Origin of the sequence: Brevibacillus sp. Leaf182 (genome assembly GCF_001423865.2) — a bacterium.
In the GTDB taxonomy this organism is placed as follows: domain Bacteria; phylum Bacillota; class Bacilli; order Brevibacillales; family Brevibacillaceae; genus Brevibacillus; species Brevibacillus brevis_C.
On record NZ_LMPN02000020.1, the window covers coordinates 234,717 to 249,169 of the forward strand.

Annotated in this window: 12 protein-coding genes and 1 pseudogene; 4 read left to right on the forward strand and 9 right to left on the reverse strand. The window is 48.7% G+C overall.

Annotation, left to right across the window (positions count from 1 at the left end):
* The first annotated feature begins 63 nt into the window (after window positions 1-63).
* Complete coding sequence (locus ASG16_RS11640) at window positions 64-2,160, forward strand: sigma-54 interaction domain-containing protein (protein WP_056490623.1); 2,097 nt, start codon at window positions 64-66, stop codon at window positions 2,158-2,160.
* Window positions 2,161-2,646: 486 nt separating this feature from the next.
* On the opposite strand, the gene ASG16_RS11655 is transcribed toward ASG16_RS11640, so the two are convergent.
* The 3 genes and pseudogenes from ASG16_RS11655 to ASG16_RS11665 form a co-directional block, all read right to left on the reverse strand.
* The gene (locus tag ASG16_RS11655) at window positions 2,647-3,141 is read right to left on the reverse strand and encodes a GNAT family N-acetyltransferase (RefSeq protein ID WP_056490625.1); all 495 of its coding nucleotides are present in this window, start codon (window positions 3,139-3,141) and stop codon (window positions 2,647-2,649) included.
* Between the two features lie 117 nt (window positions 3,142-3,258).
* Window positions 3,259-3,403 (reverse strand): annotated as a pseudogene (locus ASG16_RS31220) (AraC family transcriptional regulator); the annotation flags it as partial.
* 128 nt (window positions 3,404-3,531) lie between these two features.
* Window positions 3,532-4,515 carry a LacI family DNA-binding transcriptional regulator gene (locus ASG16_RS11665; RefSeq protein ID WP_056490627.1) on the reverse strand — a complete coding sequence of 328 codons (984 nt, stop codon included), beginning with the start codon at window positions 4,513-4,515 and terminating at the stop codon, window positions 3,532-3,534.
* A gap of 121 nt (window positions 4,516-4,636) precedes the next feature.
* On the opposite strand from ASG16_RS11665, the gene ASG16_RS11670 reads away from it, so the two are divergent.
* The 3 genes from ASG16_RS11670 to ASG16_RS11680 all read left to right on the forward strand — a co-directional run bounded on the left by ASG16_RS11670 (window position 4,637) and on the right by ASG16_RS11680 (window position 6,825).
* Window positions 4,637-5,266: a YczE/YyaS/YitT family protein gene (locus ASG16_RS11670; RefSeq protein ID WP_048031251.1), complete on the forward strand. Its 630-nt coding sequence runs from the start codon at window positions 4,637-4,639 to the stop codon at window positions 5,264-5,266.
* Between the two features lie 13 nt (window positions 5,267-5,279).
* Window positions 5,280-6,005, forward strand: coding sequence for a hypothetical protein (locus ASG16_RS11675; protein WP_056490630.1), 726 nt, complete (start codon window positions 5,280-5,282; stop codon window positions 6,003-6,005).
* A gap of 130 nt (window positions 6,006-6,135) precedes the next feature.
* On the forward strand, window positions 6,136-6,825 hold the full coding sequence (locus ASG16_RS11680; protein ID WP_056490633.1) for a class I SAM-dependent methyltransferase: 690 nt from the start codon (window positions 6,136-6,138) through the stop codon (window positions 6,823-6,825).
* On the opposite strand, the gene ASG16_RS11685 is transcribed toward ASG16_RS11680, so the two are convergent.
* The 6 genes from ASG16_RS11685 to ASG16_RS11715 all read right to left on the reverse strand — a co-directional run bounded on the left by ASG16_RS11685 (window position 6,822) and on the right by ASG16_RS11715 (window position 14,307).
* Complete coding sequence (locus ASG16_RS11685; RefSeq protein WP_056490635.1) at window positions 6,822-7,703, reverse strand: pirin family protein; 882 nt, start codon at window positions 7,701-7,703, stop codon at window positions 6,822-6,824. The genes ASG16_RS11680 and ASG16_RS11685 overlap by 4 nt on opposite strands.
* 14 nt (window positions 7,704-7,717) lie before the next feature.
* Window positions 7,718-8,287 carry an NAD(P)/FAD-dependent oxidoreductase gene (locus tag ASG16_RS11690; protein ID WP_056490639.1) on the reverse strand — a complete coding sequence of 190 codons (570 nt, stop codon included), beginning with the start codon at window positions 8,285-8,287 and terminating at the stop codon, window positions 7,718-7,720.
* A 276-nt stretch (window positions 8,288-8,563) separates the two neighbouring features.
* Window positions 8,564-9,499, reverse strand: a complete 936-nt coding sequence (locus tag ASG16_RS11695) for a ferrochelatase (RefSeq protein ID WP_056490642.1) — start codon at window positions 9,497-9,499, stop codon at window positions 8,564-8,566.
* Between the two features lie 108 nt (window positions 9,500-9,607).
* Window positions 9,608-11,011 (reverse strand): M20 family metallopeptidase, encoded by a 1,404-nt coding sequence (locus ASG16_RS11700; RefSeq protein WP_056490645.1) that lies wholly within the window; start codon window positions 11,009-11,011, stop codon window positions 9,608-9,610.
* A gap of 62 nt (window positions 11,012-11,073) precedes the next feature.
* Window positions 11,074-12,333, reverse strand: a complete 1,260-nt coding sequence (locus tag ASG16_RS11705; RefSeq protein ID WP_056490648.1) for an amidohydrolase — start codon at window positions 12,331-12,333, stop codon at window positions 11,074-11,076.
* A 669-nt stretch (window positions 12,334-13,002) separates the two neighbouring features.
* Window positions 13,003-14,307 (reverse strand): hypothetical protein, encoded by a 1,305-nt coding sequence (locus ASG16_RS11715; RefSeq protein ID WP_056490651.1) that lies wholly within the window; start codon window positions 14,305-14,307, stop codon window positions 13,003-13,005.
* Between the last annotated feature and the right edge of the window lie 146 nt (window positions 14,308-14,453).

The following is a 14,453-nucleotide window of genomic DNA, read 5'->3' on the forward strand; positions in this document are numbered from 1 at the left end:
TATTCAATCCAATATTTCCACCCAAATCTAAAAGCTATTCGGCAGATATAAAGGAGTCGCATCATGATAAAACAGAAACCATGCATCTTGTTGATGACCCGACTGGAGACCATCAGCCTGCTATTTGCAAACACGCTTACGTCTTTTTTCGGTAACCGCTTGGACATCATTCGAAACCACATGCAAGAACAGCTTCACCCGAGTGTGTACGATGAAGTTGATCTCATCCTCGTTTCGGACACGAGCCTCTTGCACGATCAGCCAGTTCCTCCGTCAGACATCCCCGTGCTACTAGCAAGACGCACGATTGACATTAACAAATTGGATCAACTCATGGACTTGCCGCCAGGAACGCGCTGTCTATTTGTGTCCAACTCCATCGAAATGGTAGAAGGCGCGATTGAGCTCTTGTTTCATCTCGGGTTCTCTCATCTGACATTTGTGCCGTACGTACCCGATACCAAGACTCCGCTTCCTGAAAAAGATCAAATAGATGTCGCTGTCTGTCATGGGCTCAGGGAGCTGATTCCTGCTCATTTTGAAAACGTCATTGAGTTGGGCCACCGCCCTTTGGATTTGACGACGATCTTTGATATTTCGCGTCTGCTTGATCTGTCTCCGGATAAGGCAAATCTGTACACGGCTGACTTCATCAGTGATTTCGTCCATATCGGGCGTAAGCTGACCAACTCGGTACACAATGAACGGAAACTGAATGAAAAGCTGAGCTCCATTTTAAATGCCGTCCATGAAGGCATCATTGGCACAGATGCCACAGGGAATATCACTGTGCTGAACAAAGAAGCCGAGAAAATTTTGCATATGGCTGAAACCACTTGCATCGGGCGAAATGTAGCGGAAGTCATTCCCGAATTTCTTATTCTGGAGGTAGTAGAGTCACACACGGAAGTAACGAAGCAAGTATTGGAGTTCCGCGATTTGTATCTCTTGGTGACCAAGATCCCCACGTTCTTGGATGACCAGTTTCTTGGCGCTGTCATTACCTTTCAGGACGTGACGAAGGTACAGCAGATCGAACAGGAAATCCGGACGAAGAGTGCCAATCTCGGACTGATGACCAAGTATTCGTTTGACAATATCATCGGCAAAAGCCCGTCTATTCAGACCAACAAGCGAGTCGCGACCAAGCTGGCCGAAAGCGACTTTACGATTCTCATCACAGGGGAAAACGGAACCGGGAAGGAGGTTTTTGCCCAAGCCATCCATCAACACTCGACACGCCGTGACGGTCCGTTCGTCCCCGTCAATTTTGCAGGGCTGACCGAGAGCTTGGTAGAAAGCGAATTGTTCGGGTACGAGGAAGGTTCTTTTACCGGAGCTCGAAAAGGCGGAAAAATGGGGCTGTTCGAGCTGGCTCACAACGGGACCATTTTTCTAGACGAGATTGGGGATGCCCCGCTTAGCATCCAGGCGTCACTGCTTCGTGTTCTCCAGGAAAAGCAGGTCATGCGCGTAGGCGGCTATCGCGTCATTCCAGTCAACGTCCGCGTCATCGCCGCTACGAATTGCAACCTGATGGAAATGGTCAAAAAAGGGACGTTTCGCGAGGATTTGTACTACAGACTAAACGTCCTGCCCCTGCACATCCAGCCCTTGCGTGATCGTCCCGATGATATTTTGGTGCTGATCGATTATTTCTTGCAGAAAAAAAAGCAGCGTCTGTCCTTCTCACGGGAAGTGACGGAACAGCTACTCCGTTACGATTGGCCAGGCAATATTCGCGAGCTGGAAAATTTCATTCACTATGCAGTCGTCATCGCAGAAGGGAATCAGGTGGAGTTGGCTCATTTGCCGGAGCGTTTTTTTGCGGGGCATGTCTCTACTCCGCCACTTCTCTCTCACCGGGATGATACGTTAGAAGATACAATCCGGTATTTGTCCAGGCAAGGCTCCTTGGGAGATTACGCAGCGATCCTGCAAGTGCTGTCCGATTGCTACAAGCGTCAGGAGCGTATTGGACGCAGTGCCCTGCTCGCGAGAATGGAGGGCCCTTCCATAACTGAAGCCCAAATCAGACAAAAGCTGACTGTGCTGGACCGCGCTGGATGTGTATCGATCGGGGTCAAGAAGCAAGGGACGCAGATTACTGCGTTTGGGCAGCAGGTGTTGGAGGCTTTGCTGATTGCTACGAAGGGGTAATTATTGTTGTCTTCCAACAGATGTGGAGCCCGAAGCCCTGCCACATGTTTTCCAGTCGCCTGTATCCTCTCTTCGTTCGGGCGGTCTCCTTCCAAACATGTGGCAGTACTTCTTTACAGCAATGTTATTATTCATTTTTTAAATCATTTTGTAGGTCAGTGCAGAGAAGCTTACTTGCTACACTTCTTGAATCACTCTTAAAAGGTTGACCAAAGCTACGTAGGAAGAAGTGCATTTCCAGTCCAAGCGCCTCTGGAGCCCTACCCAGCGTAGAAATGAATAACGGGGAATTTCAGCTTCACTTATGAGATACTTCCTCGAAACTTCAACGTTTGAAGCGCTCCCGATATTCATTTAGGAGCGACCAGTCAATCCCCTTGCGGGGCGTAGGCCGAAGCGTAGACTGGAAATGCACTTCTTCCTTCCACTACAGCATATAAAAAAAGCGGATAGGTTTTAGCTCCTCCGCTTTTTTCATGAATCCACCTAGGTAGTCACGATGGACGACTCTATTTTTTCTGATTGAATCATAGGCAAAATAGGCAGCTCCATCAAATTCCGATGCTTGCCCGGCCCGTAGTAATCCTGCTCAGCATGAGCCAGGCGGAAGCCATAGGCAGACAACGCACGAATAGAGGATGCGTTCGTTTCACTCACCGTAACCCGCACGGTGCGAAGTGTTGGAAACTGGCGCAGGGCTTGCAGTCTGGCTTCGATAAGCCGCTTGCCGATGCCTTGACCTTGAAACTCCTTGCTCACATTGCTGAACAGAAGCCAGCCAGTCGTCTGGTACATATCAATGCCGGCGCAGCTAAAACCGATGAGCTGGCCGTTATAGGTCGCCTTGAAAATCAGCTCAGGAAACAGCTCCATATACTTTTTCAGCTCATGCAAGTTCATTCGATCGGGTAATGTCATATCCGCCAACGTGATCATTTCCGCAAAATCATCTCTTACGACGCGCTCAATCTGCACTTCCACCCTACCCGCCTCCTGTACATTCGCTCTTACATTTACACTGTAGCAAACGGGTATAAAGCTGGAATGGATGGCGTGTGAAAGTACTGTAAAATTCATTGTGTCCGGTTGAACAAACGTCTAGAGAAGTGGGATATATATAGATATTTTCATCGCCTCAGGAAAGCTCGAGTCCCTCGCCTCTCTCATAGCTCGATTGAGGCAACCATGTTCCGTAAATGTAGCGACGTGTATTTTGCACAAGTTCGGCGTCACCCGTCACCTTTCTGACAGCCTACGCTTGCGAATGTACTCTTGTACGTGTCCATCTTTGACTTCCTTCACCTATTTTTTCTTTTAGTATACGGGAGATCACTGGCATTTTTTTTGATCCATTGTGCTATCTTTCAAGCTTTACGTCGTCAGTCGCTCTACCAATATGGGCGTCAGTTCCATCTCTTCCTTTTTCCCCTCCTGCTGCTGTGTCCAAATCCGCTCATGCAGCATCTCAAATGCGTATTTGCCCATTAACGTACTGGAGCTGGATACGGTGGTGATTTCTAGCAGTTCTCCGATTGGCTGATCATCGCAACCAACTACAGCTAAATCTTCCGGTACGCGAATCCCCAATCTGCTTGCTTCTTTGATGATCCCTGCCGCTATATGATTGCACGATACGATCATTGCTGTCGGCCGCTCTTCTGTTTGCAGCAATTTCCCCACGACATCCTTGCCGTCTTGGATCGTTAAACACTCTTCAAACGACCATTCAGGAGAGGGTGTCACGTAAATCGAGCGCAGCTTTTCGTAATAGGCACGTTTGCGATGCTGACTGTTAAAACTGTTTTTTCTGCCGATACAATATCCGATCCGGTGATGCCCCTTCTTCATCAGGTACTCCATCCCGATCAGAAACGTTTGATAGTGGTCGATATGAACACTCGAAACAGAGGTGGTATCATTAGCTTCACACGTGATGATTGGTCCGTATCCTGCGTATTCATTGAGCGTTTCGCAAGAGCTGGACCTGGAGCACATGATGAGCCCGTCGATTTTTTTATTTTTCAGCAAGTGTAGTACGCTGCGTTCTTGTTCGGGGTTGTTATTCGTTTGGCACACCATCAGCTTGTAATGATGCTGGACTGCTTCTGCTGCAATGCCTTCGATAATGGAGCTGTAGTATTGGTTATTGACGAGAGGCAATGTCACACCGATGACCATCGTTTTTCCCGTAGAGAGGTGGACCGCATTACTGTTTTGAACATAGTTTTGCTCTTCTATAATCTTGAGAATCTCCGCGCGTTTTTTCTCGTTCACGTACGGATGGTTGTTAAGCACACGGGAAACGGTTGAAACGGATACACCTGCCAATTTCGCGATTTCTCTTATGTTAGCCACTCAGATTACTCCTCTAAGTCGGATCAGTACTTATTACATACATCAAAGCACATTCCGCTTGCTCTGAAAAGCGTTCCACACATTATGCTCTCCTTATGTAGAATGAAAGGAGTCGTGTTTTGTGATTCGCTTAAAATTTGAATACCTCTTGTTTATCGTAGGCTTATTGATTTTGGCGCTCGGGATCAACATGATGACGACCATTACATCATTTGGTCTTAGCCCGTATGATTCTCTGTTTATTGCCCTGTATCAAAACTTCGGGATATCGATTGGCTTCTGGATGTTTGCCATTAATCTGACCTTTGTCATCATCGTCCTTTTCATGGATCGCAGTTATATTACTGTCGGTGCCATTTTGGTCATGTTGCTGATCTCCATCTTTGTCGATTTGATCGGGTCCATCGATGCGCTTATGGCTGCAATCCGTTCCTTGCCGCCGCTTCTGACCATGGCACTCGGAAACATTTGTATCGGCAGCGGTATCGGTTTGTATGTGTGTACGCAAGTGTGCACAGCTCCCCAAGAGGCATTTGTACTGGTTATGTCGAAAAGATTAAAGTGGACATTCAGACGGACAGAAATTTTGCTGGCGTGCATGTTTCTTAGCGCAAGTTTCCTGTTAGATGGCCCGATTTATTACGGAACAGTCGTGCTGTCTTTTACGACTGGCTACATTATTCAAGCAGCTATTAACGTCGGGAATAAGATGCTTCGTCTCGTCAATCAAACGAAGGGGGCGGAGGCATAAGAGGAGGAAAGCCTTGAGAAATTTTCGACCAAAAGTCGTGAGTTCCCTTGCAGTGAGCCTGTTTCTATTGCTTGTCGGTTGCTCCTCTTCCACTGGTCTCGTAAAAGCTAGCGGAGATGTTTTTGCCCAGAGCGAAATTCACAGACTGACCCAAGATCCTGAAAACGTGAAGCATTACCGGCCGATGAGTATTCAGGAAATGACACCGCTATTGCCTTCGTCTCTCCAAAGCCGAATCAAGCCAGTGGATAAAACGAAGCTACCTTTTCCTGTCGAAAAAGAGATGGCCTATCTCGTCTCATTCGCCTCAGGCTCGGAAAAAGTACCACGACACCAGCTACAACTGACATACGCGCAGGGTAACGAAGTCCCGATAACGGAAAATTTCTTCATCGTACGTATGACAGAGACAGATGAAAATCCTTTGGCCCACGTGAAGCCATCTGCTTCTGGACTGGACTCGTTTGGGAACGTCATGCGCGTTGAGTCACTTACTGACGATATCACTTTCTATCATCATATCATCACGACGAACAGCTCTTATGTGTATAACTTTTACAAGTACGATGATAAAAATCAGGCAGTAAATCTGATCGTCACAAACGCCCATGAGATGGAGTTCTATGATCAAGGAATCTTCTATCATCTCGCGTACCACACCGGAAGCACTCAACTGGACCTTACCCTTCATGATCAGATGGTAGCACTGGCGAAGGATTTAATTTCTGTCCGTTCCTAAATGAAAAAGAAGGATTCCCCTGTAGCTCATAAGACTGCCAGGCGGAATCCTTTTTTCTATCTCTTGACCTTCACGTGGCGTGAAGCTTTACGATATTTTCCAGTACGATCAAGTAACTGGAGGGTGAACGATGCCAAACCACGAACAAATTTATAAAAATCAAGCGGAACAGTACGATCTGATGATTTCCAGACAACCAAGTCTGCTCGCTGTCATCGAAGAAATCACCCCCATCAAGGGACTGGATGTAATCGATCTGGGAGCTGGCTCAGGAAGACTTACGTCTGTGCTCGCCCCTCATGCCAAGTCCATTCTGGCTCTCGATGCTTCCGCTGCCATGCTAGAAGTGAATGCGCATCAACTGACGAAAGCGGGTCTTTCCAATTGGAAAACCAGCGTAGCGGATCATCGAGAACTTCCCGCAGACGATAACAGTGCAGATGTCCTCGTAGCGGGGTGGACGGTTTGTTACCTTACCAGTTCAGAAGTTCCCAACAACGAGCTCAATCTTGAAAAGATCATTCAGGAGATGAAGCGCGTGCTTCGTCCTGGTGGCACGATCGTCATCATGGAGACGATGGGTACTGGATATGAAACACCGCACCCACCCGAATTTCTTACACAGTACTATTCCTTGTTAGAAAACAAATACGGCTTCTCTCACAAATGGATTCGCTTGGACTATCAGTTTACAGACATAGCGGAAGCCGAACAGCTTTCACGGTTTTTCTTTGGAGAGGAGCTCGGGAACAGAGTCGCTCGGGAAAAGCTGGTGACATTGCCGGAATGCGCGGGGGTATGGTGGCTGACACCCCACTAGAAATTTGGATTTCCCATCTTGCCCATCTGATAATCGTTAAAGGCCTCAGCGATTTCCTCCGGGCTATTCATAACAAATGGACCGTGCATGACAATCGGCTCGTCGATCGGTTCTCCGCTGAGTACAAGAATGATTGTACGGTCTGCTTGTCCTTCTAGCTGAATCTCTCCGGGGACATTTTCAAACAAGACAAAATCCCCTTCATGGACTACCTGGTTTTCGTTGACTCGGGCTGATCCTCGCAGTATTAAAGCAGCGGTATTAAAGGACGTTGGCAGGCTACATTGTGCTTTTCCACCTACTTTGAGCTCCATATCGAACAAATGGATCGGCGTAAATGTTTGCGCTGGCCCCTTTATGCCGTTGAATTCTCCTGCAATGACGCGAACGCTCCCACCACCATCGGGTAAATCGCTTCTTCCCATTTGGGAAGACAGCAGCTCCTGATATCTCGGGGAATGCATCTTGTTTGCACGGGGAAGGTTCACCCAGAGCTGAATCATTTGAAACAGTCCGCCGCGCTTGGCAAACTCTCGTTCATGATATTCCTTGTGTAAAAGTCCCGAGCCTGCCGTCATCCACTGTACGTCTCCTGGCCCAATGATGCCATGATTTCCTTGATTGTCATGATGCTCAATGGACCCCTCATAAGCAATGGTGACGGTCTCAAATCCACGATGAGGATGCGCTCCTACGCCTCTGACCTGCTCACTGGGAGGAAACACAAAGGGCGCGTTATAATCCATCAAGATAAAGGGACTAAGTCGTTGCCCAAACCGATTTCCCGACGGAAAGTAGTTGGAGACGCGAAAACCGTCTCCGACCATATGGAAGGGGGCTCCCTTGTAGACCCCCTCTATTTTACGAAAGGCTGTCATTGTTCAGGCCCCCTTTACTTTGCTGGCAGTACATCATGGTCGATATATCTTTCGCCATTCAGCTCACTAATGACATTGACCGCTACCTTGGCACCGTCTCCGGCAGTAATAATGGCGTGGAAGCCGGCACCAGCACAAACACCTGCGGCCCAAACGCCTTCCATGCTCGTCTTGCCGCTGTTATCTACCGCTATAACCGTTTTGACACGCGGTTCGGTCCCTGGCTTTGTTTCAATTCCCAATTGTCCCGCCAAGTCCACCAGCATCCCCGTCGTCAGGATGACCTGATTGGCTTCAAACTGCCCTTTGTCCTCTGTCTCAATGACAAAGCCATTTTCCTTTTTCACAATGTTTGTTACTTTGTCTTGCACCAATTCGGCTCCATACTTGACCGCCTGCTGCTTCCCTGTTTCTACAAGCTCAGGTCCTGTCATTTCCATCACACCAAGGTAATTCCAAAATAATGCCCGCTTTGTTACGCTCTTGTCATTGTCCACAAGCAACGTTTTCTTGCCTGATTTTGCCGCAAAAAGTGCCGCGCTCGATCCCGCAGGTCCTGCTCCAATAATGACGATATCATACATAATGATGTACCCCTTTCCCTTTGAAAAAATGACGATTCGTTCTGCCAGCTAGACACTGGCTACTCTCGTATTATTACCCCATCATTACTAATAATCCGTAGAAACGCCCTTCCTCTATATCTCAAATTAGAGATATTAGAACCGATTGAATACGTTCCGTTCATGACAAGGTGGGGGAAAAACTGTGGTTGTGATATATCTTAAATTAAAGATATAACGAACATGCTTATTCGTCAAGGAGATTTTCGCGCTACAGCAAAAAAGAAGAGGAAGACGTCAACTCTTCCTCTCTTCGGACTGCTCCATTCTCTCACGAATCAGCTCCACGAGAGCGTCGATATAGTCAGCCGAATCATTCAGAAATTCAGTAGAGACAAATTCCAGCCCACAAGCTTCTGCTTTCATTCGGCAATGGATTCTGCAATCGAAAATCGCCTCCACATTTTCGGTCAAAGACAGCAAGTCACAGACGACGACAGCCTTGCCGCCTGACTCGGCCACCTTTTCGATCATCGCAAGCACATCCGGTCCTAACCATTTCTGCGGAGCCGGTCCTGCGCTTCGGTAAGCGAGCATCCACTTTTTGCAAGCAGCTCGCATGGCGACCGCTTCAGCCAGCTCCATAAAAGCTTGGATGAATTCGTTGTTTACCTCTGGCACCCCCGGTTGGCTGTGTGCCGTAAACAATACAGTTGCTTCTGACCGATTTTCTATAGAGAGCCATTGCAGAGCGGTCCGCAGGCGAAGGCTGATCGCTTCTGCAATCCCCGGATAGCGGTGCCAATGATTGATTTCTACAACCGGAATATTCGCACCACTGGCTTCGAGCGCCTTTCGGACACTTTGATGATAGGCTGCTGTACCCGTTCTCGAATATAAGGGCGATGTCGGAAACGCGTACAACTCTGTAACGCCGTCTGCGACCATTTGTTGAACCGTCTCGTGCACAAAAGGAGACGTATGCTTCGTAGCTTGATAGACTTTGATTCGCTCGCCGCCTCCAATTTGATTCAATCGCCGCTCCAAGGCCAGCGCTTGCCGAGCTGTTACCGAGCCGAGCGGATCTGCAACGCCGATGGATTGAAAGCGTGTCTTGGCAGCCAGCAACGTATCCGACGAAGGGATTTTGCCGTGAAACAGATGGGCGTAAAAAGGAAGTACATCATCGATTGATTGCAACGAGGCGTAAGATAACATGAGCAGGGCTTTCATCTGATTTTCGCAACTCCTTTTGGCTATTCTACACGAAGACCTTGCTCTTGAACAAAAAAGACGACCCCTGATCGTTCAGAAGTCGTCCGCGTGTTAATTCCGTGTCTCTTATTTTTTCACAGAAGGCATGACACCATCTGGAATCGGGCATACATACGTTTGATCGCCCAAACGCTGTTTCAGCTCGGCTTTTGCCTGTTCGATCAGCTCTGGGTTTTTCAGCATGTCAATCGCTGTAGAAGCCATGACTTTCCCCGCATGCAGCATCCCTTTATGTGCCATGGATGTCGCCCCGAGAGACACCCATTGCCAGGAGTGCAGCGTGGAGCCGTTTATATAGCACGCAGTCGTGCATTGTGCGGTCGGCGTAATCCAGCTTACATCCCCTACATCCGTGGAGCCGTTCAGCGGAATTTTTGATCCGTCGAATGGATTGAGCCATGTCACCATGTCTGGAGCAGGCATGTCCGGTGACTGTTTTTCCGAAGTAGCGAGCTCCTGCTTGGACAGCGTCGCACGCATTTCTTTTGCCAATTGCAGCTCCGCTTCATCATGCACAGGGACGCCCAGCTCCTGGAAGTTTTTGTACATAACCTCTTCGAGCAGCTTATTTTGCACGAGGTTCGAGCACGCTTTGTCGAATACGATCTCTACCTCGGTTTCGGTCATGAGCGCAGCGCCTTGCGCAATTTTGCATACGCGCTCGTAAATCTCCTGTACTTGATCAACCTTTGGCGCACGTACGAGATAGAGCACCTCTGCTTTCGGTTGAACCACATTTGGCGACAAGCCGCCGGAGTTCGTGATGGCATAGTGCACACGTGCTTCCGGGATGATGTGCTCACGCAAGTAGTTCACGCCGACGTTCATCAATTCCACTGCATCGAGTGCGCTTCGACCGAGATGCGGACTTGCTGCGGCATGAGCGCTCTTTCCTTTGAACTTGAAGTAGATTTGATAGTTCGCAAGCGAATCGATGGACATGATGCTGTTGTAGCCCATTGGGTGCCAGCAAAGTGCGAAATCCACGTCGTCAAACAATCCTGCTCGTGCCATGAACGCTTTCCCGGAGCCGCCTTCTTCCCCTGGGCAGCCGTAGTAACGAACAGTCCCTGACATGTTGTTCTCTTCCATGTACTCTTTCACTGCAACGGCTGCCGCAAGAGAAGCGGTACCAAGCAAGTTGTGTCCGCAGCCATGGCCGTTTGCTCCTGCTACGAGGGGCTCTTCTGTGGTTTGGCCTTTTTTCTGGCTCATACCCGACAGGGCGTCGAACTCGCCCAAAATCGCCACGACAGGATTGCCGCTGCCAAAGCTTCCGATGAAGGCCGTTTGGATTCCGCCTACACCGCGTTCAACCTTGAAGCCCTCTCCTTCGAGTGTTTGAGCCAGCAGCTCAGCAGATTGGTACTCTTCAAAACGTGTCTCCGCGAAATCCCAAATCTGGTCGCTCACCTTGATAAAGGCTTCCCGTTTTTTCTCAATCATTTCTGCAATTCGCTTGGTATGCATTCGCAAACATCCTCTCTGCCCTCGTTGTCCACAGTGCTTTTTCGCTCAGTTAGGAACGTTTTTTACGTCAGCAATCGTCTGGCAATTCGGTTCAAAAGCGCTACGCTGCGTGGCAAAATCTCTTCTTGTATATCGAATTTCGGATGGTGGTGAGGGGCCGGGATGTCCGTACCGATTGCCATGTACGTTCCTTTTCCGCCACGATCCTGAACGCGTTTAATCATAAAGCTGGCATCTTCACTCCCCATCGAATTGTAATCGCCGTGCTTAAAGGAATGGAAGCCTTCTACTTGCTTGGCTTCTTCCAGTGCCAGCTCTGCCATCTCCACATCGTAGTTGATCGGGATGGCTCCCCCGACGACTTCGATCTTGTAGTCGAGCTCATGCATAGCGGCACTGTGCGCGATGATGTTGCGTACGCGGTTTTCTACTTCTGCATTTACTTCTTCGGTAATGGAGCGAGTCTCCACAACCATCTTGGCATAGGCTGGAATGATGTTTGCTGCTGTTCCGCCTTCTAGCACACCCACATTGATTCTCGTATCACCCGTGCTGAAGCGAGGAATCGCATGAATGTTCAACAGGGCGGTAGCGGCTCCGAGCAATGCATTTTTCCCTTGCTCTGGCGACGCACCAGCATGTGAAGAAACACCGTAGAAATGCGCCATCATTTTCGTGGTAGCCAAAAATCCATAGGAACCGCCGTGTACCTCACCTAGCGGCACATTGACACCCAAATGGTTGCAGAAAATATAGTCAACATCGTCCAAATGGCCTTTTTCCACGATCGCATATGCACCGCGAACACCTTCTTCGGCTGGTTGGAAGATCAGTTTGAGCGTACCGGAAAAATCTCCTGTTGCAAGCGCTTCTGCCAATCCCAAGCCAATCGTGGTATGACCGTCGTGAGCACAGGCATGCATGTTACCTTCATAATGGGAGCGGAAGCCATTCGCTTGTGGAAAATGATCTTGCTCCGTGCTTTCCAAAACAGGCAGTGCGTCCATGTCAAAACGGAATGCAACCGTTGGTCCAGGTGCCTTCCCTTTCTTCACACCGATCACTGCTGTATAGCCACCGCGCATTTTTTCCACGATCGCCGGGTTTGCACCGTCACGCAAAGCCCTTTCATACGCTGCCTCGAGAACCGCCTCGGAAGGCAAGCCCCGACGGGAATCTCCATCGATTGCTTCTTGTCCGTATATGACCTCATAGCCGAGGGACGTCAAAATCTCTACTACCTTGGAAGCAGTTCGGAACTCCGTAAACCCCACCTCTGGATGTCTATGAAAATCTCTTCGCAACGAAACCAGATCCAACATCGTTCAATTCCTCCTGTTAACTCTGAAGCATGTCTTTTTCCATGCCCAGGTCCGATAGGCAAGCTCTAGAAATATGAGAAGACTGGCAAATGTAAACCCTTACAATATACGAATATTAAAAGACATTTTCGCTTAATTGAATTATATAGTTGCCTCTCTGTTTTTTCAATAGAAGTTGTTAGAGTTCTTGAAAAATAACAAAATTTCTTCTCGCTGTTGTGGTGGGAGGAAACAGGAGAAAACGCTCAGATTCTAGGGCCACCCCCTGGGGGATTGACTGCACGACTCCATGCAAAAAGCGAAACCGCGTCCAAAGTGGTCCAATCAGGATGTGTCTCAGAGGTGGACGCTTAAAGGCGTGTTTCGCTTTTTGCATTGCGTCTCGGTCGATGTCCCTAAGATCTTCGCTTTTTTCTCCTGTTTCCTCTACGAACTTTCAGTGTGAATCGGATTTTTAAAAGCCCTAAAAGATTGAAGAATGTCAGCAGTTACGACAGAGAAGAATATTTCCAGACGTAGCGACTTGTGAAGTCCTACCTAGCGGAGAAGGGATTTGCGGGCAGTCTTGACCCCCAGTAGGACGGAGCCTGGAGCCTAGACTGGAAATATTCTTCTCCCCACCGTAGCTCCATGATATGAAAAAACACCCGAACATCTCGTCGGGTGCCTTCATTTCTTTAACTGATAAAGCTTCTTCGGTCGTCCACGCACAGCCTGCTGCTCTTCCCCGCTAAACTCGGCCAAATCCACTTCGCACAAGCTACCCATGATCCGCTGGGCATTCCGTACCGTCATCGACAAATGCGAAGCGATATCCGTCGTCGAAAACGTCTTCCAGCCCATACGCTGAACAAGCGCACGCAGCTTGTTATACGATTTGACACTTACATTGGCACGGTTCAGCTTTTCCAATAACTCGCGGTCACTGGAGCGGAACGAATAGGTGAGTTCCTCTGTTTCTCCCACCGATTCCATCATGACGCCATTATCCTGTACGACGACAATGCCCGCCCCCGGTCGTTCTTTTGCATGCTGGATCGCTTTTCGCGCATTGTTTTCCGCAGAAAAAGCTGTATCCCCAAAGCCTACACCTACTGCAACCGGAACCTCTGCCTCCAAAGAGAGCTGTTCCACCGTATGTCGTAGCATTTCAATCTCTCGCTGAATCGCACCACGCGAACTGAAAATCTGGTAGCGTCCGTTGCCATTTGCCAATAGAGAGCCGTCCAGCCGATCGCAGAGCGCAAGCAGGATTTGTCTGATCTTCAGCTCCAGATGCTGCAAGTAAAAGCGCGTGCTGGTCCGCTCTGGAATCTTGTCAAACTGCTCCAGCTCAATGATCTCTACCCCGATTTGTGTGTCCTTAAAATAGGAGCTTTTCACCTTTTCGATGACGATTTTCATCGCCTGACGAATCTCCATTTTCGTCATCAGGACACGATAGACAGGAATACCTTCCTCGCGCAGCGCATGTTCAACCACAGAAAACGTGGTGAACGCTCCTTGTGTCTTGCCTTCACGCCACAGCGATACATGAAACTGCGTGATCGCATCGAGGTCAAAATTTTCGTTGTACGTACTGACGTAAATCCCCTCTTCGGGTATGTCCAGCTCCGACATCGCTTCGCGCAAATGCGTTCCTTCCGACTCAATCATATCAATGGATACACGGTTCACGGCTGTCTTTTGATCAATCGACATCTGGATGAAGCAACGATACAAATTCGAACCGTTCGGCGGGCAATATACGATATTGGCATCCGGGCTGAGTACGTTTTTCGCAATCGTAAACGGAATCGGGCCAGAGAAAAACCATCCATTTAATTCTGGATGATGCTCCAGAACGATCTTGCTCACGTCACGAACGTCCTCATATCGAAAAGGAACAAATTCGATCTCATGCTCAAACTCATTGGCGACCGCCAGTATCCGCTCCACCGAAGGAAACGGTCCTACAACACCGATTCTATACATAAGGGCGTTTTCTCCTACCTGTTCTTGATAGACACCTTTTCCTCATTCATATCATGTACGCTTCTCTTTGTCCATCGAATACCAAATGTGTTGCCGAACGAAAAAGAATAAAAAAGAACTGATGGTTATTTACACCTGATCCATCA